Source organism: Marinomonas sp. ef1 (assembly GCF_002806845.1).
Classification (GTDB): domain Bacteria; phylum Pseudomonadota; class Gammaproteobacteria; order Pseudomonadales; family Marinomonadaceae; genus Marinomonas; species Marinomonas polaris.
Window position 1 is genome coordinate 125,498 of the sequence record NZ_NHTT01000011.1, and the last position, 20,347, is coordinate 145,844.

Genomic DNA, 20,347 nt, shown 5'->3' on the forward strand with positions numbered 1-20,347 from the left:
CTATATTAATAGATTCGAACAATATTTAAGATGTTTAAGCTATCTCTATTTGGTAACAAAACGTCTCTGCTGCACCATGAGAAATCCGGTATTCCAAAGGCGTTTTGTCATAACCATAAGCCACTCGTTCAATGACGGCAACAGGACTGTTTTCAGCAGTTTTTAAAGCTTCAGCAATGCATTTATTAGCAGATTTAATGGTTAAGGTTTCTTTCGCCGAAGCGATAAGTTGCCCGCATTGTTGTTCATAAAATGGATAGAGCAAATTACCAAACTCTGATAATTCTAAATCAATAAGGCTGGTAAAAAGTAACGCTGGCAACCAAATTTCTTCCGTTAATACCACTCGATCTTCCAAAAAACGCAAACGCTCAAGACAAATAGCCTTGTCATTCACATCTATTTTTAATGCATCAGCTGCTGGCTGTGGTGGCTTTTTGAGTGTTCTGGATAGCAATTGGCTTGTGGGCATAACAAAACGCCCGTCGGAAGACATCTGACGGAAAAAGCGAAATAAAGAGGCATTAAAATCGGGGCGACGCACAAAAGTACCACGACCTTGACTACGGTAAAGCAAACCATCACTAACTAAGGTGTCGACCGCTTTGCGAATCGTTCCAATGGCAACATCATAGGTTTTTGTCAGCTCACTTTCAGTAGGAATTGGGGCATCCGGCAGCCAAGTTCCCGCGCTAATATTTTCTAGCAATTCATCACGTACCTGTTGATATAGGGGTAAACGTTGGTCTCGCCCCTGCTTAAATAACGCCATTTTGATCCCTCATTTGTAAAGAACATTATTCTAATCCCCATACAGTAAGCCGTCTACGATTGTTGACTTAATATTCATATAAACATATATTCATATATATGAATTACATAAGTACACAATTCTCCTCATAATGAACAAACTTAACCGCATGAATGTAAAGGTCTCTTTATGATTTCTGACACTAATTTGCCAGTAAAAGGTATAGACACCCACGCGCATATTTTTCGCACCGATCTGCCTATGACAGCAGAACGAAGGTACGCTCCAGACTATAATGCGCTGCCTGAAGACTTTTTAATGCAGTTAGCAAATTACAACATATCGCATGGTGTTTTAGTTCAGCCTAGTTTTTTAGGTACTGATAACAGTTTTATGCTGCAAGCCTTGCATCAATATCCTCAGAAGCTTAAAGGCATTGCGGTCGTAGACCCTAGCATTAGCGATAACGAATTAGATGAGTTGGATGCGGCTGGTGTAGTGGGTATTCGTCTAAACTTGATAAATAAGCCACTGGAAAATTACACGACTCCTCTATGGCAAACATTTTTAACTAAATTAGCAAAACGTAAATGGGTTGTTGAGATTCAGCGAGAACTAGACGATTTAGCAAGCTTTTTACCGGCTATTTTAGAATCTGGTGTTGAGGTCATTATCGATCATTTTGGCCGTACATTGCAGGGTATCCAACCAGCCAATCGAGCACACCAAGACTTCTTAGATTTACTAAGCAGCGGCGCCCCCATCTGGACAAAAATTTCAGCCGCTTATCGCTGCAATGCCAATATTGAGCAAGCACAAGCAATGTTAGCAATATTGCGCACGGCTTATGGGCACTCAGAACTTTTATTATGGGGAAGTGATTGGCCAAACACACAATTTGAAACACAAACAGATTACACAGAACAATACGGTTTTATGGAAGCCTTACTACCCAGCACGGATGAGCGGAATAAAGTACTAATTACCAATCCAAGCAAGCTGTTTAAGTTTTAACCGGCAACCAAATAAGAAATGTAAAGAGAACCATAAAATGAGTCTACTTGTTGTTGGAGCAATCCTACTATCCATCATCCTTGGTTATAAAACCCGTATTAATATCGGGCTTTTCGCCATCGCTTTCTCCTATTTAATTGGTAGTTTTGCGCTTGGATTAAGCCCTAACGACATCATCAAAATGTGGCCATTGAAGATTTTCTTTATCATATTCTCTGTATCGTTATTTTATAGCTTTGCCATTATCAATGGGACGTTAGAGAAACTGGCCGAACATCTTATGTATCGTTGCCGACACTTTCCTCATCTATTGCCATACGCTATTTACATTACGACGACTATCATTTCAGCATTAGGCGCAGGTTATTACACCGTTCTGGCCTTTATGGCGCCTATTACTTTATTACTTTGCCAACGAACTGGCATGAGTATGGTGATTGGTTCTATGTCAGTAGGTTATGGCGCACTGACTGGCGCAAATTTTATGTCTAGTCAAAGCGGTATTATTTTCCGCGGCATAATGGCAAACGCTGGCGTGACGGAAAACCAAGCATTCATCAACTCTATTGGCATTTTCCTAAGTACCGCAGTTATTCCTTTAATCGTAATTACGGCATTGGTTTTCTTTACTAAGCATCGTAGCACCATTGCAAAAGGCGGCTACCAAGCAGACCTTCCTACAGCGTTTAACAAAGAACAACGTCAAACATTGACGTTAACGCTGATGATGATGGGCTTAGTCTTGCTTGCACCAATTTCACATCTTTTATTTCCAGACAATCAGACGATTACCTTCATTAATTCCAAAATGGATATTGGTTTGATTGCTAGCGTGTTCTCCGTGATCGCACTATTGCTTAAATTAGGTGACGAACGCAAAGCCATCGCGTCTGTGCCATGGTCAACGCTTATTATGATCTGCGGTGTGGGTATGTTGATTTCTGTGGCAATCAAAGCCGGCACGATCAACGACCTAGCGTCTTGGATCGGTACTTCAATACCAGCCGTTTTAGTACCAGTTGCATTCGGTATTGTGGCGGCCTTTATGTCCCTTTTTGCCAGTACATTAGGCGTGGTTACACCAGCGCTTTTCCCAATCGTACCGTCAATTGCTCAAAGCTTGTCACTGGATCCGATGATGCTATTCATCTGTATCGTAGTCGGTGCGCAAGCCACGGCAATATCACCTTTCTCCTCTGGGGGAAGTTTGATTCTAGGTGCCTGCCCAACAGAAGAAAGCCGAACAAAACTGTTCCCTCAACTTCTGTTTCGCGCAGCACCACTGGGCTTTGCCGCAGCCCTAATCTTTAATTTGCTGATCACCTTTGTGCTTTAGCACCCCCTAAACCTCTTTGGGCGTATGCATCGCTTGGTGCTGCGCCCTTTTTTTATATGGAGATACATTTATGACCCTTTCACTGCGCACTCGCCTTCTGAGTGTCAGCATTATTGCCGTCGTTATAACGACAGCTTACTTAGTCTCAGAAACAACGCATTCCCTGACTCAGCAAATGCGCGATTCACTATTAAAAGATGTCCGCCATTTTTCAAAAGCCTATGGCGATAACACGAGCGAGTGGCTAAACAGCCGCAAGGTCATTGCAGAATCGCTTGCTAATACATTAGAGCGAGCACCTGAACAATCGCCCTATATAGCTATCAAACAAGCCTACGATAGTGGCAAGTTTGCCTTAACCTATTACGGCAATAACGACGGTAAGATGTATCGTCAAGATCCGGCATTAGACGCAAAACGCGCTGACTATGACCCACGCCAAAAAAGCTGGTACACCGAAGCCATGAGCATTAGTAAAGCCAGCATACTCGGCCCAAATCTAAGCTCTACCACAAAAGAGTTGGTTATTATTTTAACCAATCCAGTAACCAAAAATGGCCAGACATTCGGTATGGTTGGTGCAAACCTAAGTTTGAATCAATTATCTAAACAGGTTGCCGAACTTGATATTCCAGGTTCTGGCTCTGCCATGATGGTGTCATCTAACAACGATATTATTGCTCATGCAGACAAAAATATGGTGATGAAAAAAGCCGAATCTATTTCGCCTATTTTCGCGCCTAGATTCCTATCAAACTTAGCAAGAGAAGATAAGCTAGTAGAAGAAACCTTAGATGGGAATGAGGTCTTTGCCTACGCTCAGAATATCCCTAACACGGATTGGACCTTAGTTTTCACCATGGATAAAAGTGAGCTAATGGCGCCAGTTTACACAGTATTAGTTCGCCAAACTATCACCGCCTTGGCTCTATTAGCAGCCTTCAGTTGCTTCTTATATTGGTTGTTTAAAGTACTCTTTAGTGACTTAAATCGTGTTTCAAAAGCCTTGCAGAATATATCCAAGGGCAAAGGCGATTTACGCGCTCGTATAGAAGTAAAGCGAGATGACGAGATTGGCATACTGGCACAAGGTTTTAACGACTTTGTTAGCCACATGCACGGCGTTGTAGAACGTCTAAAAGTACTGTCTAAAGATGTAGCGGACGAAGCACATAACGTCTCGAATTCCTCTACTCAAAGCGCTTCTCGTGTTGCCACTCAGCAACAAGAAATCGACATGGTTGCTTCTGCCGTCACCGAAATGGCTGCCGCAACCAATGAGATCGCAGGCAATGCAGAACAAACTGCAAAAGCCGCTAGCCATTCTGTTGAACTTGGTCAAAAAGGCAGCGCTCAAGTACAAAAGAGCCGTAACTCAACTTACCAGCTTGCCAACGAAGTGAGCCTTGCCACTAAGCAAATCTCAGCTTTGGATCACCATGCCCAACAAATCAGCGGTATTTTATCAACCATTACTGGCATCGCAGAACAAACCAACTTGCTGGCACTAAACGCTGCTATCGAAGCGGCTCGTGCAGGTGAACATGGTCGTGGTTTTGCCGTAGTTGCCGATGAAGTACGTACATTGTCCCAGCGTACTCACTCTTCTACAGAAGAAATTCAAAAGATGATTGAGTTACTACAAGAGCAGACATCAAAAGCAGTTACTTCGATGCAAAACAGCAGTGCTAAAGCGCAAACCAGTGTGGCCGATGCGGATGCAGCAACAGAAAGCCTAGAAGAAATCGCCAATGCTATCATTAGCATTTCAGACATGGCAACGCAGATCGCTACCGCCGCTGAAGAGCAAACAGCAGTAACTCATGAAATAAGCCAAAACAGCGAAATCATTCGCCAAGTGGCGGCAGATTTAGCCGATGAAAGCAAAACAGGTGTAGAGCAGTCGAAACGACTTAGCCTACTTGCTAAACAAGTCGACACAGAAGTCGGCCAGTTCCAAATATAAGTTCTAATCACTCAAAAAAACTGGACGGAACTATTTTCAGAAAGAGATAATTCCAGAACAGGACATCAAAATAACAAAAGCCTCGCTGGCAATACTAGCGGGGCTTTTTCATTAAAACGAAAGCTCACGACTGTAGATATATCATCAAGATCTTTTTAAAAATTTAAGCAAAAAAAAGTGATGGCTCAAAAAATGAGACATCACCAAAAAAAAGGGAAGTACAGAATGAATCTTTAGCGATTTAAAGAAACATCACCCTAAAAGAAGGGCTACTGACGCTACTTAAAAAATAGAAAAAACTACAAAGTAAGATAGAGAACAGGTTCATTGTCGAATCTGATAAAGCTTTACCAAACTCGCGGAAATTCAAAAGGTTTGAAGGGAGTCCATTCGATAGATTAGACGATATATTTAAGATCTAAAGGCCTTCAACAGAACGTCATAATAAAAAGAAAAATGACTCAAAACAATGCACACAAGGCATCATGAACATTCTTATCTCGTTCCAGCATTTGTGTGCAAATTGATGAAAATTCGCAAGAACCTGTCATTAAAACATAACAAAAGATCACATAAAGCATATCCATTATTCTTTATGCGATTCAAGAACCTATCAAGATTCAAGAACCTACCGATTATGCTTACTTCAAAGATTGGATATCCGTTAACACCCATGCACTGTTATGCTGGGTAAAACCAATTTTAGGGTAATAATCTACCGCCTGAGGAGCAGACAAAAGAATCAAAGAACACTTAGGCTGCAACGCTTCCTTGGTCATTCGCACCAAGGTTTTACCAATACCTGATGCCTGCACAGATTCATCTACCGCCAAGTCAGATAAATAACAGCAAAAGGCAAAATCCGTCACCGAACGAGACACGCCCACCAGAGCCTCACCCTGCCATGCTGTAATCAACAAATTGGAGTTTTCCAGCATAGCGTTTACGGTCTCTAAATTATCAATAGGACGACGTGCACCTAATGTAGTTTTCGACAGCAGCTCAATAAACTGAGCCGCCGTAATCGCCTGATTTACCTTGTATGTAATAGCCAGTTCTGTGGATTGCTCAACGGACATTATTCGGACTCCTTTAAAGTTAGCTAGCGCTACGCCAAAGATATTATTTAGCATTTTTTCGTATAAACAATCCATTTTAAATTGGTTTTGTTTGTATAACTGTTTACTTAACCTTTCCTTGTCTTTAACACCTCAGGCTAGATCTCATTTCATCAAGGAAAACAGAAAATGACTTTTAAAAAACGACTCAGTATATTGCCCTTAATTATTAGCGCTACGGTGGCTAGCCAACAGCTTATTGCAAAAGACATCACCTTGCTCAACGTATCTTATGACCCAACTCGCGAACTTTATCAGGCATTTAATCCGCTGTTTATCAACTATTGGAAGCAGCGTACTGGTGATGACGTAACGATCAAACAATCCCATGGTGGCGCAGGCAAACAAGCACGTGCTGTGATTGATGGTTTGCAAGCCGATGTAGTGACGTTAGCATTGGCCTACGACATCGACGCGATTGCCGAAAAAACTGGCAACATAGATCCAAATTGGGAGGAAAAACTCCCCAACAACAGCGCGCCTTATACATCAACCATCGTTTTCTTAGTTCGAAAAGGCAATCCTAAAAACATCCAAGACTGGGACGATCTAATCAAACCCGGTACCCAAGTCATCACGCCTAATCCAAAATCCTCTGGCGGTGCTCGTTGGAATTATTTAGCGGCTTGGGGTTACGCAGAAGAAAAGTACGGCAGTAAAGAAAAAGCCAAAGATTATATTAAACAGCTGTTTAAAAATGTCCCTGTGCTAGACAGTGGTGCCCGTGGCGCAACCAATACCTTTGTCCAACGCGGCATAGGTGATGTATTGCTAGCTTGGGAAAATGAAGCTTTTCTAGCCATTAATGAACTAGGCCCAGAAAAGTTTGAAATTGTCGTGCCATCGGTATCTATCTTGGCTGAACCTCCTGTCACAGTGGCGGATAAAATCGCTGAAAAACACGGCACAAAAGAAGTGGCAGAAGCCTATTTAGCCTATTTGTATTCACCTGAGGCACAGCGTTTGGCGGCAAAACATTACTACCGTCCAGTTTTGCCTGCATTGGCAGATCCTAAGGACATCGCGCGTTTTCCAAACGTTAGAACGTTTACCATTAAAGAAAAATTCGGCAACTGGCAGCAAGCACAGAAAACTCATTTTAGTGATGGTGGGGAGTTCGACCAGATCTATACCGTTAAATAAAAACCAATCGCCTTTTAATCCCCTAACCTCTTAATCTCTTAACCTATAAACGCAAAACGGACGCTGATGGAGCGTCCGTTTTGCGTTTAACGTTTAACGTTTTACGAGACCGTTGCACAAGAAAAGCCAAATCACTTTTCTTCATAAGCTTCCCATTTATTCTTAGTTCTGCTGCATAAGCCATGTCCATAAACTACAGACTTTAGACATTCTGGAGTCAGTAATGAACACGCTTCGTCAATTTTCGGTGTTACCCGGATTTGGGTTATCTCTGGGTTACACTCTAATTTATTTATCATTAATTGTGCTGGTACCCATCAGTGCTGTTTTTGTTTTCACTAGCCAACTAAGCCTGTCTGAGTATTGGCAAGTAGTCACTTCTCCACGCGTTATGGCCTCTTATCAATTATCATTTGGAGCTTCATTACTCGCAGCGGGTATTAATGCAATCTTTGGTGTTCTGCTAGCTTGGTGCTTGGTTCGATATTCTTTTCCTGGGAAAAAAATTGTTGATGCATTAATTGATTTACCTTTCGCCTTACCTACCGCGGTTGCTGGTATCGCCTTAACCGCTTTATACGCACAAAACGGTTGGCTTGGGCAAATCATCGAAGGGTATTTTGGCATTAAGGTGGCTTTTACGCCTATTGGTATTTTGATTGCGTTGGTGTTTATCGGCCTGCCTTTTGTGGTGCGAACCGTACAACCCGTGTTGGAAGAAATTGATACCGAACTGGAAGAAGCCGCTACAAGTCTAGGCGCAAGTCGTTGGCAAGCTTGTCGTTATGTGGTTTTACCTGTTTTGCTACCCGCCATCATGACGGGCTTTGCCCTAGCTTTTGCCCGTGCGGTGGGCGAATACGGCTCGGTTATTTTTATTGCCGGTAATATCCCCATGGTATCTGAAATCACACCGTTAATGATCATCAGCAAGCTAGAACAATACGACTACACAGGCGCAACAGCTATCGCTTCCGTCATGTTAATTGTGTCATTTATCTTATTACTACTGATTAATTTATTGCAGTCATGGACAGCCAAACGAACAGGAAGGAACGCTTAAATGAGCACACTTGCTTTACAAACGCACCCGTCACAAACAACACGCTTTGAAAAGAACGCCGCAACACGCGAACCCAACTGGGTAAAATATTTACTGCTAGGAATCTCATTAAGTTTCTTTGCGCTGTTTTTGTTATTGCCATTAATCGCTGTCTTCACCGAAGCCTTACGCAAAGGATTAGAAACCTATTGGCTAGCCTTCACTGATGCCGATGCCCTATCCGCTATTGCTTTAACATTAATTGCTGCGCTGATATCTGTGCCGCTAAATCTATTTTTTGGCGTAGCAGCCGCGTGGGCCATCACAAAATTTGAGTTTAGAGGTAAACAGATTTTAATCACCTTTATCGATCTGCCTTTTTCCATCTCGCCAGTCATTGTTGGTTTAAGTTTGGTATTGGTATTTGGTGTTCATGGTTGGTTTGGTGAATGGTTAGTCGCCAATGACGTCAAAGTTATTTTCGCCTTACCGGGCATTGTGCTGGCCACCATATTTGTGACCTTTCCATTTGTCGCACGGGAACTGATCCCACTCATGCAAGCACAAGGCAAAGAGGAAGAAGAAGCCGCCATTGTGCTGGGTGCGAAAGGCTGGCAAACCTTTTGGCACGTGACCTTACCGAATATTAAATGGGGCTTGCTGTATGGCGTGATTCTCTGTAACGCCAGAGCCATGGGCGAGTTCGGCGCGGTATCGGTTGTATCTGGTCATATTCGTGGCGAAACCAACACCCTGCCCTTGCATGTGGAAATTCTTTACAACGAATATAACTTCTCGGCGGCTTTCGCAGTGGCGTCTTTATTGGCTTTATTAGCCCTGCTGACCTTAGTCATCAAAAGCTATGTCGAGCATAAAATCAGCAAAAGAACGAATGGATAATAGGTGATATATGAGCATTAACGTAAAAAACATACACAAGCAATTTGGCGAATTTACCGCCCTTAACGATATATCACTGGACTTTACATCAGGCGAATTAGTGGCGCTGCTTGGCCCATCTGGCTGCGGCAAAACCACGTTATTACGAATCATTGCCGGATTAGAACAAGCCGATCAGGGTGACATTATTTTGGATGGCGAAAACGCCTCAAACACGCATGTTAGAGATCGTCAGGTCGGCTTTGTTTTCCAGCATTACGCCCTATTCAAACACATGACGATTTTCGACAATGTCGCCTTTGGTTTAAGAATGAAACCCAAAACACAACGTCCATCTGAGTCAAAAATACGCGAAAAAGTACTCAGTTTATTGCAGCTTGTGCAATTGGATTGGTTGGCAGATCGCTTTCCTGCACAACTCTCTGGCGGCCAGCGTCAGCGTATCGCCTTGGCGAGAGCCCTAGCAGTCGAACCACGCGTTTTGTTACTGGATGAACCCTTTGGCGCCTTAGATGCAAAAGTACGAAAAGAACTACGTCGTTGGTTGCGAAAACTCCATGACGAGCTGCATATCACCTCTATTTTTGTCACGCACGATCAAGAAGAAGCACTAGAAGTCGCCGACCGAGTGGTTTTAATGGATCACGGCAAAGTAGAACAAGTCGGCACACCAGAAGCGGTTTACAATCACCCACAGACGCCCTTTGTCTTCAGCTTTTTAGGTTCGGTGAACGTGTTTCATGGCCGTGCGGAGCAAGAGCATTTACAGGTTGGTAATGAACAATTGCGTCACCATAATGATTCTTATGGCCATGCCCAAGACGTGTTTGCCTTTGCCAGACCCCATGAATTAAAAATCGTCGATAATAATCATCACGAAGGCGTATCCGCACGAATAAGCCGTATATTATCCTTTGGTATCGAAACCAAGGTGGAACTGGACGGTCTTAACGGCACACATTACGAAGTACACTTGTCCCAACAACAGCGACAAGCTCAGCTATTGCACATTGGGCAAGAGGTCAAATTAGTCCCCTCGGCTTTAGCGCTCTTCCCTAAAGAAATAGAAACACTACGACTTAGCGAACAACAAGGATAACGACCAGTGAATTTTCAGCAATTACGTATTTTGCGAGAAACCGTCAGACAGGATTTCAATCTGACGGAGGCGGCTAACCACCTTTTCACGTCGCAATCAGGTGTTTCTAAACACATCAAAGATTTAGAAGACGAGCTAGGTGTCGAACTGTTTGTTAGAAAAGGCAAACGGCTGCTCGGACTCACCGAGCCGGGCAAAGAATTAATCAAAATTGCCGAACGGATTCTGTTGGATGCCAACAACATCAAAAACTTAGCAGATCACTATCGAGACAATGACAGTGGCGAACTCACCATCGCCACTACTCACACTCAGGCGCGATATATCCTGCCGGCGGTGATTACCTTATTTAAGCAAAAGTACCCAAAAGTCCATTTGAAGTTACATCAAGGTAGTCCAAGCGAAATTGCTAAACTGTTACTCGCCGGCGAAGCCGACATTGGTATTGCCACAGAGACACTGGGCGATATCGCCGAATTGGCAAGTTTTCCTTATTACAAATGGACGCACACCGTCGTCGTGCCCAAAGATCACCCATTGAATCAGCATCCTCAACCTCTGACATTAAAAGCCATCAACGCTTATCCGATAGTCACCTATCACGATGGGTTTACTGGCCGAGCCAATATCGAAAAAGCCTTTCGGCATGCGGGAGAAAAACCGAATATCGACATGTCAGCCTTAGATGCGGACGTCATCAAATCGTATGTGGAATTGGGCATGGGTGTGGGGATTATTGCTTCCGTCGCCTACGATGAAAAACGTGATACAGATCTGGTTATCTTACCATCACAACATTTATTCGAACCGAGCTGGAGTAAAATTGGCTTACGCCGAGGGCATTATTTACGCCAATACGCCTATGACTTCATTCATTTATGCGCAGACAGCTTAACCGCCGACGTCATAAATGCAGAGATAAAGCCCGAATAGCTAACGCCCTTTTAAATTAGCGCTCAGCCGACAAAACCCGCAGCGCTACACCAGCGGCTGAAGTACGATTTTCGACACCGAGCTTTGGAAAGATTTGTTCTAGGTGTTTGTTGACTGTGCGCGGGCTCATTTCGAGAATTTCGGCGATTTCACGGTTAGTTTTACCATTGGCAATCCAGTGCAACACTTCTGACTCGCGATCCGTTAGATCCAGCTCTTTCTTCAACAAGGCTGGGCCTGCTGGTTTATCGCCGTCTTCCAGCCTTAAAAGCACTTCTTTTTGCTCGGTGACGCCCATCATTTTCAATGCCAAAGGATATTCCAAACCGCTGAGTTTCAAGACGTTGCCGACCACAGGTTGATGAGCTAACCAAAGACGTATTTGCAAGGCTAACTCCGTGCTTTGCCATTCACTGCTGGCGCGCGCTTTGGCAAGTAAGGCATAGGTTTGCGGCGTTGCCCAAGCAATTCCCCCTGCATAGGTTGTCGTCATTAAATACTGTCCCATACTATCAAGTGCTGATTGTGCATTGTTGCTCAAACGAGCATTAGACAAGTGTACACGCATGCGAGCAATCAACTCATTGGGTTGAATTGGCTTAGTGAGATAGTCTACGCCGCCCGCTTCTAGACCACGTACAATGTCATCGGTATCGCTCAAACCTGTCATGAAAATAACCGGAATCGACGCCAAGCTTTGGTCGGCTTTTAGTGCTCGGCAAGTTTCAAAACCATCCATATTCGGCATGATGGCATCGAGCAAAATGATGTCAGGACGAATCCGTCGAGCAATGGTTAAGGCTTGCTTGCCTTCAAGGGCAACAAGCACATCCATATTGGCCGTTTCCAAGGTGTCATGAATTAGGCTCAACGCATCTGGCGAGTCGTCGACCACTAATACGATGTCACTTTTATTGCTTGGGGTTATCATCACTGGTTCCACTTTATAGAGCTCATTATGAAGAATGTTGCTGTATATACTGAGCAATCGCATCGAACTGAAAGCTTTGATACAAGCTCTCTAATTGCTGCAAATGGCTCGGGGCAATCACGTCTGTTTTAGCCAACTGGTCCAACACGCCACGCACGCCTTTTTTGTAACCCATTTCCGCGAACGCCATCAGCTCGCGCACACTTTCATGGTCTGGAATGGCGACTGGTTGTTGCCCATCTAACACGATCTGATCCGTTTTTTCACTGCTGCTCGAAAGCTTCTCAATAGCAATCGGGACAACTAAATCAGAGTCTGTTTCTTGATACACCCAATCCAGCACCAGCCAGTTTTTAATCGCATCTAACAAAGCACTGTTGTTCACCGGTTTGACTAAATACTGATTAAACGCCGCTTGCTCGTCAGGCTTACGTTGATTTTCTTTGGCATCGGCAGACAACATAATAATCGGAGTGCTGTAAGCGCGATCTCGTAACAGCTTAGCCAAGCTCAAACCATCCATTCCGGGCATAGACACATCCAATACGAATAGATCAGGCGAACAGGACTCTAGCTCATCCAAGCAGCTTTCAGCATCGGCAGCTTCCAACACATTAAAACCAAGCGGCACGAGAATATCAGACAACAAACCACGCACCACAGGATCATCGTCCACTACCATCAGAGTACGCTGATAACCTCGATAACTCACGATGCGTTTGTATTCATAAGCAGAGCTATCCCCTTGGCTGACCCAAGGCAACATCAGGCTAACACGAAACTCACTGCCCTCGCCGACCACAGAATGAGCTTGTATATCACCGCCCATGATTTCCGTCAGCAACTTCACTATGGTCAAGCCCAAACCTGTGCCGGGTAAGTTGCCAGTACTGACGTCGCGGACTCGCTCAAACGGATCAAAAATGCGCTTTAAATGACCTTCTTTAATGCCAACGCCCGTGTCTCGAATAACAAACTCCGCCACTTGATTGCGATAGTTCACTTCGAACAAAACCGAGCCTTTTGGCGTGTATTTCACCGCATTTGACAACAAATTGATCAAAATTTGCCGCAAACGCTTTTCATCCGTCACCACATGCTGAGGCAAAGGCGCGAGAATTTTCGATTGTAATTGAATGCCTTTGTCACGAGCCTGCATGGCAAACATACTATTTAGCTGATCGATCAATTTCGGAAAATCCACCGTATTGCGGTACAGATCAAATCGTCCTGCTTCAATCTTCGAAATATCCAACAAACCTTCGATCAAATCTGCCAAATACAAACCGCTGCGATGAATAATATCCAAGCCATTCTGATGCCCAGATGGCGTATTGGCTTTTTCTGACAAAAGTTGCGCGTAGCCAATAATAGATTGCAGCGGCGTGCGTAATTCATGGCTAATACCTGTTAGATAACGACTTTTCGCTTCATTTGCCCGCTCGGCTTGTTCTTTTGCATTTTGTAATGCACGGTCAGTTTCTTGGTGAGCGTCAATCTCACGAATCAATTTCCGAGTTTGCCGATTCGACTCTTTCTGCGCCACCACACGACTTTCATGGGCAAGCACAAACAACCAAGACAAGACACCAGAGACAATCAATAAAGTAAAAAACAGCGCCAACATGGTGTCTTTCAGCAAGACAGCTTCATTCAGCGAACTCGGTGCCATCTGCCGATAAATCAACATCATCAGTGCCGCGTTAATGATATTAATCACCAGCAACAAAGACGCAAAACGACCAAAACGAGAACTCAGTGCTTTTACCAATCCCTTGGGCAAAAACAGCTTTAAGAAATAATCACTCTGCTGACCAATACTCGCCTGCGGCTTGCAACTGTCTAAACAGCGCACATCCAAGGAACAACACAAAGAACAAATTGGCTGCATGTAGGCAGAACAAAAACTCATGTCTTCCGTTTCGAAAGCATTCTCACAAATCCCGCAGGTCAAGGTGACATACTTAGGGTTGCGCTGTCTTGCTAGCTCGATCATCGGAATCAGCTCTGGGCTTTGGCGCGCAAGGTAATATTTGCCCTTGGTGAGCCAAGCAATCAGCGGCACAAACACAAAACAAGAACCCAGCGAAATAAAGTGACACAAACTTTTCGCCACTTCACCAAAGACACCTAAATAACTCACTAAACCTAACGTGGTCGCGATCAACATCGAGCCTGTTCCTACAGGGTTAATGTCGTATAAATGCGCGCGTTTGAACTCGACGTAATTGGGACTTAACCCCAAGGGTTTGTTAATCAACAAATCCGCCGACAAACTACCCAACCAGCTCACCGCGGCGATGGCAAACACGCCCAAAATCGCGCCCAAAGCTTGATAAATGCCCAACTCCATCAGTAATAACGCAATGGTAACGTTGAATACCAACCAGACGACACGCCCCGGATGAGAGTGGGTTAAACGCGAGAAGAAATTGGACCAAGCAATAGAACCAGCATAAGCGTTGGTTAAATTGATTTTCATCTGACAGATAAACACAAACACCGCCGCCAGAATCAATGCGGTAGTGGGCGAGGTAGTTAAAAAGAAAAAGATGCGCTGATACAAATAGGTTGGGTCAGTGGCTTGTATCGCGGAAGCACCATCTGAAATAGCTAAGTAGGCCAAAAACGAGCCCAATAGCATTTTGATCGCGCCAATAAACACCCAACCAGGGCCAGCTAAAATAAGCCAAAACCACCAGCGTCGGCGGTTTTGTTTGTTCTTGATCGGAAAAAAGCGCAAATAGTCGACCTGCTCGCCAATCTGCGCCATCAAGGCAAATAACACAGACGCCGCGGAACCAAACAATATCCAATCAAAATGCGTGCTTTGCGGTAAATCCACTGGCGCGTATTGCGTCCAACCTTCGAAGTTTTGGTATTCCTGCGAGACCACCACGCCGATAGCCGCCACTTGCAACACCAACCAAATCCATTGGGTGCCATTTTGAAAACGACTAATAGCGCGAATACCGTGTGTCACAATGGGAATAACAAAAATCGCCGAGAGCGCATAACCTAAGGCCAACGGAATCCCCAAGAGAACTTCCATCGCCGAGGCCAAAATAGCCGCTTCAATGGCAAAGAAGATAAAGGTGAACGATGCGTAAATCAGTGAGGTGATGGTTGAGCCAAGGTAGCCAAAACCAGCACCTCGGGTCAGTAAATCTATGTCCAAACCATGCTTAGCGGAATAATATGCAATGGGGAAACCGGTTATAAAAAACACCGCTAACACAGTGAGAATCGCCGCCACCGCGTTGGTAAATCCGTACGCCAGAGTAATAACAGCGGCCAATCCCTCTAGAGCTAAAAACGCCGTTGCACCGAGCGCTGTATGACCGACGCGCTCGATGCTCATGACATGACCTTGCTTGGAGCTGCTGTCATGCCTAGAAGTGTAACGCAGAGCGTAATCTTCCATGGTTTGGTCGGCGACCCACTTATTATAGTGGCGTCGCACTTTAAAGATCTTTTGTGCAGCCGTCATAAAGTCTCGCGGTCAGGCTATAAAATACCATACAGCCAATTAGACAAAAGCAAGTAACAAACCTGCTGTCGCAATAACAAAGCCACTAATTCGTGTCGCGAACGATGACGTACCAATTTTCGTCATCAACTGACCTAACCCAAGTCCAACTAAATGCAAGCTAGCCGTTGCCAAAGCAAAGCCCAGCGCATATTGCAGACCATTGGCATTCAAAGGCATTTCCATACCGTGAGCGGCACCGTGGAATAACGCAAAACCACCCGCAATCATCACGCAAACCGCCGTTGGTAAACGCTTAGCAAACAACACCAAAGCGCCCAAGACGATGACAGACAATAAAATACCTTGCTCAACAAATGGCACATTCAAACCCGCCACAGCTAAGCCGCCACCTAGCAACATAGTCACAACAAACGCAGCTGGAATCGCCCACAAAGCGCGACCTCCAATGCTCGCTGCCCAAAGACCAATCGCCACCATAGCCAAAAGATGATCCAAACCGCCCATTGGGTGAGCAAAACCCGTCATAAAGCTAGAAGCTTGTTCATGCCCTGGATGAGCAAGAACAGAACCTGACGCTAATACCGAAGCTGCTACCAACAAACCTTTTGTTTTCAATGCTCTTTCTTTCAACGCATTCATAATTTTTCTCCTAATATTTTGTAAATCTGAACTTAATACTTCCCAAAGACGTTACGAGCGCAGTAGTCGTTTAAACGACGGCTTTTGCCGCTGGTATTTCTTTTGCTTCAAGCATCCCTTCAGACACAATGATTTGAATAATCTCATCCAAGCCTTGGGCTTTTTTTAGATTCGAAAAAATAAAAGGACGATCACCTCGTTGAATCTTGGCGTCGTGTGCCATCACATCCAAAGACGCCCCAACCAAAGGCGCTAAGTCAGTTTTATTAATAATCAACAAATCGGACTTAGTAATACCCGGGCCGCCTTTACGAGGAATCTTGTCACCAGCGGAGACATCAATGACATAAATCGTAAAATCGGATAGCTCTGGGCTAAAGGTCGCACTCAAATTGTCGCCACCACTTTCCACAAACACCACATCCAACTCGCCATGGCGCTCTAGTAATTGATCAATCGCCGCCAAGTTCATCGACGCGTCTTCACGAATCGCCGTATGCGGACAACCGCCTGTTTCGACACCGATAATACGATCTGCATCCAAGGCTTCATGCTGAGTTAAGAACTTCGCGTCTTCTTGGGTGTAAATATCATTGGTCACCACGGCAATGTTGTAATGGTCACGCATCGCACTGCATAAAGAACGCAACAAAGCCGTTTTGCCTGATCCTACTGGACCACCTACACCAATTCGTAATGTTTGTTTTTTCATGCTAATTCCTCTTAAAACTATGTTCCTTCAATAAATAGGAGCGCCGCTTCGCCTAAGACCGAAACAGCCGTGAATATTGTGTTTCGTGCTGTGCACTGGCAATGGCGATGGCAGGTAACCCTGCGCCGATGCGGTCTTCTTCAATGGTTAACGACATGGCAATGGCGTGTCGAATGTCTGTCTGTAATTCACCTAACAATTCTTGCGCTTGGGTTTGCCCAAGGGGAACCAATTTGGTCGCGGCGGCAATTTGGTTTTCCAACCAAGACCAAGCAAAGCCCAATGACGCAAGATCTGGCTTCAAATTCCAATGGCTCGCCGCAATGGCAAACAGAATGACAAAGCTCATTTCGTCTAAACGCTTAAACGGCGTTTCTATATGCAAGCTGCCCATCAAGCGAAATAAGGCTTCGCCCATGGCTGTGTCGTTTAATCGCAACTCTTTGGTTTCTCGACACGCCAAGACCAAATCATTCAGTTCGAGTAATCGCTCTGTATCCTGTTGTTTTGCCGCCGCCATGCAAAGCTGCAATACGGGCAAATCAATCCGCGCCACAGACTGCTGCAGCTGCAAACCGATCCAATCGGACACTTCAGCTTTGTTTTTTACCCAACCTTGGTCGATGGCGTATTCCATGCCTTGGGAAAAGGCAAAACCGCCCACTGGCAAACCCACACTGCTTAATTGCAAAAGCCGCAACAAGCTGATGTCAGTGGTGACAATATTACTGGTGACTGTGTTAGTGGTGACTATGCCCATGACTATAAGCTCCAGATTCTGGGACAAATACGCCCTCTTCATGGGTAACGATCAAGCCAAGCATGTGCAGCATATCTTCTAAAACGTGATCAGGTTTGATGCGCAACCAGCGTTCGCCAATTTGAATTTTAGTGTGGCGATTGCCCAAGTGATAACAGGCTTTAGAAAAGGCTTCCCAGTCTTCACAGCTCGCATGGGCCACGTCTTCTACTGCGCCTGTTACTTGAACTATCTTGCCGCATTCGGACTTTAAAAATTCACCCACTAACAAGGGCTTACCACGCTCAAGGAAAACTCGAACTTCTTCGTTGTTATCACCCACCAACTTTAAACGCCCACGATCACGCTGTTCGTGAGTTAACGTTACTGTGGTGTGGACTGGATCGTGACAATGAGTGCCTAATCTTTCGTAAATATCTAGCATCGTATATTCCTAAAAAAACGTTCCTAAAAGAGTCTCTAAAAAAGACTTCTCTAGAATAATGTATACAGCTGAGCCAAGGGCAAGACTTCCGCAGGCTCACAGGTTAATAATTCACCATCGGCGCGCACTTCATAGGTTTGCGGATCGACGGTAATGTTCGGCAGCCAGTCGTTGTGAATCATGTCGAGCTTGGAAATATTGCGCGTGTTTTTACAGGCCACCAAAGTACGATCCAAACCAAGCGTTTCTTTTAGACCATTATTCAGTGCCGCCTGAGAAACAAAGGTCACAGACGTCGCCGCCGCTGCCTTGCCGAACGCGCCAAACATAGGACGATAATGCACGGGCTGTGGTGTTGGAATAGACGCATTTGGGTCACCCATTGGCGCACTGGCAATCATGCCGCCTTTGATGATCATCGAAGGTTTCACTGCAAAAAAGGCAGGACGCCATAAGACCAAATCAGCCAGTTTGCCCGTTTCAATCGAACCCACTTCATGACTAATACCATGGGCAATCGCTGGATTAATGGTGTATTTAGCAATGTAGCGACGAGCACGGAAATTGTCCGCCCCCAGCGCTTGGTCTTCTGGCAATAAACCAAACTGCTGCTTCATTTTGTGGGCGGTTTGCCAAGTACGCGTCACCACTTCACCGACTCGTCCCATGGCTTGGGAATCAGACGAAATCATACTGAACGCGCCACGATCATGGAGAATGTCTTCTGCGGCGATGGTTTCTTTACGAATCCTCGAATCGGCAAACGCCACGTCTTCTGGAATATTGCTGTCCAAATGGTGACACACCATCAGCATGTCTAAATGCTCGTCTACCGTGTTGCGCGTATAAGGCCGCGTTGGATTAGTCGAGGATGGCAAAACATTCGGATTGGAGCAAGCTTGAATAATATCGGGAGCATGACCGCCGCCCGCGCCTTCGGTGTGATACGTATGAATCACGCGATCTTTAAAGGCGCCAATGGTGCTGTCGACAAAACCCGATTCGTTCAAAGTGTCAGTGTGAATCGCCACTTGCACATCGTATTTTTCCGCCACACTCAAACAACAATCAATCGACGCGGGCGTGGTGCCCCAATCTTCGTGTAGTTTCAGACCACAAGCACCCGCTTCCAGCTGCTCCTCTAAGGCTTCTGGCAAACTGGCGTTGCCTTTGCCCAAAAAGCCTAAGTTCATCGGCATGCTGTCGGTGGCTTGTAACATCTTGCCAAGATACCAAGGTCCCGGCGTACACGTCGTCGCTTTGGTTCCCGTCGCAGGCCCTGTGCCACCACCAATCATGGTGGTGACGCCGGAGGTCAAAGCCTCTTCAATTTGCTGCGGACAAATAAAGTGAATGTGTGCATCAATGCCACCCGCGGTCAAAATAGAACCTTCGCCAGCGATCACTTCGGTGCCCGGCCCAACCACAATATCGACGTTATCTTGCACGTCTGGGTTGCCGGCTTTACCGACTTTAAAAATGCGGCCTGCTTTGATGCCAACGTCGGCTTTCACAATGCCCCAATGATCCAGCACCAAGGCGTTGGTAATCACCAAATCCACGGCAACATCATTGGTCACTTGGCTTTGCCCCATGCCATCACGGATGACCTTGCCGCCGCCGAATTTCACTTCGTCACCATACACGGTGAAATCTTTTTCCACCTGAATCCAGATATCGGTATCGCCTAAACGCACGCGGTCGCCCGTGGTTGGACCGAACATTTGCGCGTAACTTTGTCTATCCATCGTCGCCATTATTCTGCTCCTCCCAGTTTGCCCATGACTTCACCACGGAAGCCATAAATGGTTTTCGTGCCCGCGTATTCGACCAACTCCACTTCGCGGCCTTGGCCGGGTTCAAAACGCACAGCGGTGCCAGACGCGATATTCAAACGAAAACCTTTCGTCACTGCACGATCAAAGGACAAAGCAGGATTCACTTCGTAAAAATGATAATGGGAGCCAATTTGCACAGGACGATCGCCGGTATTTTCGACACGAATCTTCACCGTCTTGCGACCCACATTGAGTTCAATAACGCCAGCGGCAACCTGTATTTCACCTGGAATCATGGAGGTTCTCCT

Annotated in this window: 18 protein-coding genes; 8 read left to right on the forward strand and 10 right to left on the reverse strand. The window is 45.3% G+C overall.

The features are described from left to right. Positions 1-34: 34 nt before the first annotated feature. Positions 35-772, reverse strand: coding sequence for a GntR family transcriptional regulator (locus CCS02_RS15990; RefSeq protein ID WP_100186826.1), 738 nt, complete (start codon positions 770-772; stop codon positions 35-37). 168 nt (positions 773-940) lie between these two features. Between CCS02_RS15990 and CCS02_RS15995 the strand changes: the two genes are divergently transcribed. The 3 genes from CCS02_RS15995 (at position 941) to CCS02_RS16005 (ending at position 5,067) form a co-directional block, all read left to right on the forward strand. Then, on the forward strand, positions 941-1,765 hold the full coding sequence (locus CCS02_RS15995) for an amidohydrolase family protein (protein ID WP_100186825.1): 825 nt from the start codon (positions 941-943) through the stop codon (positions 1,763-1,765). Between the two features lie 37 nt (positions 1,766-1,802). Then, positions 1,803-3,101, forward strand: a complete 1,299-nt coding sequence (locus tag CCS02_RS16000; RefSeq protein ID WP_100186824.1) for an SLC13 family permease — start codon at positions 1,803-1,805, stop codon at positions 3,099-3,101. Between the two features lie 70 nt (positions 3,102-3,171). Further along, on the forward strand, positions 3,172-5,067 hold the full coding sequence (locus tag CCS02_RS16005; protein WP_100637096.1) for a methyl-accepting chemotaxis protein: 1,896 nt from the start codon (positions 3,172-3,174) through the stop codon (positions 5,065-5,067). A 641-nt stretch (positions 5,068-5,708) separates the two neighbouring features. On the opposite strand, the gene CCS02_RS16010 is transcribed toward CCS02_RS16005, so the two are convergent. Then, entirely contained in the window at positions 5,709-6,146 is a 438-nt protein-coding gene (locus CCS02_RS16010) for a GNAT family N-acetyltransferase (RefSeq protein ID WP_198515398.1), read from the reverse strand. 168 nt (positions 6,147-6,314) lie between these two features. Here CCS02_RS16010 and CCS02_RS16015 point away from each other — a divergent pair, with 168 nt between their 5' ends. The 5 genes from CCS02_RS16015 to CCS02_RS16035 all read left to right on the forward strand — a co-directional run bounded on the left by CCS02_RS16015 (position 6,315) and on the right by CCS02_RS16035 (position 11,302). Then, positions 6,315-7,328 carry a sulfate ABC transporter substrate-binding protein gene (locus CCS02_RS16015; RefSeq protein WP_100637097.1) on the forward strand — a complete coding sequence of 338 codons (1,014 nt, stop codon included), beginning with the start codon at positions 6,315-6,317 and terminating at the stop codon, positions 7,326-7,328. Positions 7,329-7,551: 223 nt separating this feature from the next. Further along, positions 7,552-8,391 carry a sulfate ABC transporter permease subunit CysT gene (gene cysT, locus CCS02_RS16020; protein WP_100637098.1) on the forward strand — a complete coding sequence of 280 codons (840 nt, stop codon included), beginning with the start codon at positions 7,552-7,554 and terminating at the stop codon, positions 8,389-8,391. Beyond that, on the forward strand, positions 8,392-9,270 hold the full coding sequence (gene cysW / locus CCS02_RS16025; RefSeq protein WP_100637099.1) for a sulfate ABC transporter permease subunit CysW: 879 nt from the start codon (positions 8,392-8,394) through the stop codon (positions 9,268-9,270). A 10-nt stretch (positions 9,271-9,280) separates the two neighbouring features. After that, positions 9,281-10,369, forward strand: coding sequence for a sulfate/molybdate ABC transporter ATP-binding protein (locus tag CCS02_RS16030; RefSeq protein ID WP_100637100.1), 1,089 nt, complete (start codon positions 9,281-9,283; stop codon positions 10,367-10,369). Positions 10,370-10,375: 6 nt separating this feature from the next. Further along, positions 10,376-11,302 (forward strand): CysB family HTH-type transcriptional regulator, encoded by a 927-nt coding sequence (locus CCS02_RS16035; RefSeq protein ID WP_100637101.1) that lies wholly within the window; start codon positions 10,376-10,378, stop codon positions 11,300-11,302. 16 nt (positions 11,303-11,318) lie between these two features. On the opposite strand, the gene CCS02_RS16040 is transcribed toward CCS02_RS16035, so the two are convergent. The 8 genes from CCS02_RS16040 to CCS02_RS16075 all read right to left on the reverse strand — a co-directional run bounded on the left by CCS02_RS16040 (position 11,319) and on the right by CCS02_RS16075 (position 20,335). Continuing rightward, on the reverse strand, positions 11,319-12,233 hold the full coding sequence (locus CCS02_RS16040) for a response regulator transcription factor (protein ID WP_100637102.1): 915 nt from the start codon (positions 12,231-12,233) through the stop codon (positions 11,319-11,321). Positions 12,234-12,258: 25 nt separating this feature from the next. Beyond that, positions 12,259-15,723, reverse strand: a complete 3,465-nt coding sequence (locus CCS02_RS16045; RefSeq protein WP_100637103.1) for a hybrid sensor histidine kinase/response regulator — start codon at positions 15,721-15,723, stop codon at positions 12,259-12,261. Positions 15,724-15,762: 39 nt separating this feature from the next. Continuing rightward, the gene (locus tag CCS02_RS16050; protein ID WP_100186815.1) at positions 15,763-16,365 is read right to left on the reverse strand and encodes a HupE/UreJ family protein; all 603 of its coding nucleotides are present in this window, start codon (positions 16,363-16,365) and stop codon (positions 15,763-15,765) included. A gap of 70 nt (positions 16,366-16,435) precedes the next feature. Next, positions 16,436-17,077 carry an urease accessory protein UreG gene (ureG, locus tag CCS02_RS16055; protein ID WP_100186814.1) on the reverse strand — a complete coding sequence of 214 codons (642 nt, stop codon included), beginning with the start codon at positions 17,075-17,077 and terminating at the stop codon, positions 16,436-16,438. 52 nt (positions 17,078-17,129) lie between these two features. Beyond that, the gene (locus CCS02_RS16060; RefSeq protein ID WP_100637104.1) at positions 17,130-17,837 is read right to left on the reverse strand and encodes an urease accessory protein UreF; all 708 of its coding nucleotides are present in this window, start codon (positions 17,835-17,837) and stop codon (positions 17,130-17,132) included. Beyond that, positions 17,818-18,261 carry an urease accessory protein UreE gene (locus CCS02_RS16065; protein WP_100637105.1) on the reverse strand — a complete coding sequence of 148 codons (444 nt, stop codon included), beginning with the start codon at positions 18,259-18,261 and terminating at the stop codon, positions 17,818-17,820. Before CCS02_RS16065 ends, CCS02_RS16060 begins: the two co-directional genes overlap by 20 nt. Positions 18,262-18,311: 50 nt before the next feature. Next, positions 18,312-20,018 carry an urease subunit alpha gene (gene ureC / locus CCS02_RS16070; protein WP_100637106.1) on the reverse strand — a complete coding sequence of 569 codons (1,707 nt, stop codon included), beginning with the start codon at positions 20,016-20,018 and terminating at the stop codon, positions 18,312-18,314. Further along, positions 20,018-20,335 (reverse strand): urease subunit beta, encoded by a 318-nt coding sequence (locus tag CCS02_RS16075; RefSeq protein WP_100186811.1) that lies wholly within the window; start codon positions 20,333-20,335, stop codon positions 20,018-20,020. Before CCS02_RS16075 ends, ureC begins: the two co-directional genes overlap by 1 nt. Positions 20,336-20,347: the final 12 nt, after the last annotated feature.

What these genes read in the sequence shown, in the direction of transcription:
- CCS02_RS15990 (WP_100186826.1), bottom strand. Translation starts at nt 772, where the DNA reads ATGGCGTTATTTAAGCAGGGGCGAGACCAACGTTTACCCCTATATCAA.
- CCS02_RS15995 (WP_100186825.1), top strand. Translation starts at nt 941, where the DNA reads ATGATTTCTGACACTAATTTGCCAGTAAAAGGTATAGACACCCACGCG.
- CCS02_RS16000 (WP_100186824.1), top strand. Translation starts at nt 1,803, where the DNA reads ATGAGTCTACTTGTTGTTGGAGCAATCCTACTATCCATCATCCTTGGT.
- CCS02_RS16005 (WP_100637096.1), top strand. Translation starts at nt 3,172, where the DNA reads ATGACCCTTTCACTGCGCACTCGCCTTCTGAGTGTCAGCATTATTGCC.
- CCS02_RS16010 (WP_198515398.1), bottom strand. Translation starts at nt 6,146, where the DNA reads ATGTCCGTTGAGCAATCCACAGAACTGGCTATTACATACAAGGTAAAT.
- CCS02_RS16015 (WP_100637097.1), top strand. Translation starts at nt 6,315, where the DNA reads ATGACTTTTAAAAAACGACTCAGTATATTGCCCTTAATTATTAGCGCT.
- cysT (WP_100637098.1), top strand. Translation starts at nt 7,552, where the DNA reads ATGAACACGCTTCGTCAATTTTCGGTGTTACCCGGATTTGGGTTATCT.
- cysW (WP_100637099.1), top strand. Translation starts at nt 8,392, where the DNA reads ATGAGCACACTTGCTTTACAAACGCACCCGTCACAAACAACACGCTTT.
- CCS02_RS16030 (WP_100637100.1), top strand. Translation starts at nt 9,281, where the DNA reads ATGAGCATTAACGTAAAAAACATACACAAGCAATTTGGCGAATTTACC.
- CCS02_RS16040 (WP_100637102.1), bottom strand. Translation starts at nt 12,233, where the DNA reads ATGATAACCCCAAGCAATAAAAGTGACATCGTATTAGTGGTCGACGAC.
- CCS02_RS16045 (WP_100637103.1), bottom strand. Translation starts at nt 15,723, where the DNA reads ATGACGGCTGCACAAAAGATCTTTAAAGTGCGACGCCACTATAATAAG.
- CCS02_RS16050 (WP_100186815.1), bottom strand. Translation starts at nt 16,365, where the DNA reads ATGAATGCGTTGAAAGAAAGAGCATTGAAAACAAAAGGTTTGTTGGTA.
- ureG (WP_100186814.1), bottom strand. Translation starts at nt 17,077, where the DNA reads ATGAAAAAACAAACATTACGAATTGGTGTAGGTGGTCCAGTAGGATCA.
- CCS02_RS16060 (WP_100637104.1), bottom strand. Translation starts at nt 17,837, where the DNA reads ATGGGCATAGTCACCACTAACACAGTCACCAGTAATATTGTCACCACT.
- CCS02_RS16065 (WP_100637105.1), bottom strand. Translation starts at nt 18,261, where the DNA reads ATGCTAGATATTTACGAAAGATTAGGCACTCATTGTCACGATCCAGTC.
- ureC (WP_100637106.1), bottom strand. Translation starts at nt 20,018, where the DNA reads ATGGCGACGATGGATAGACAAAGTTACGCGCAAATGTTCGGTCCAACC.
- CCS02_RS16075 (WP_100186811.1), bottom strand. Translation starts at nt 20,335, where the DNA reads ATGATTCCAGGTGAAATACAGGTTGCCGCTGGCGTTATTGAACTCAAT.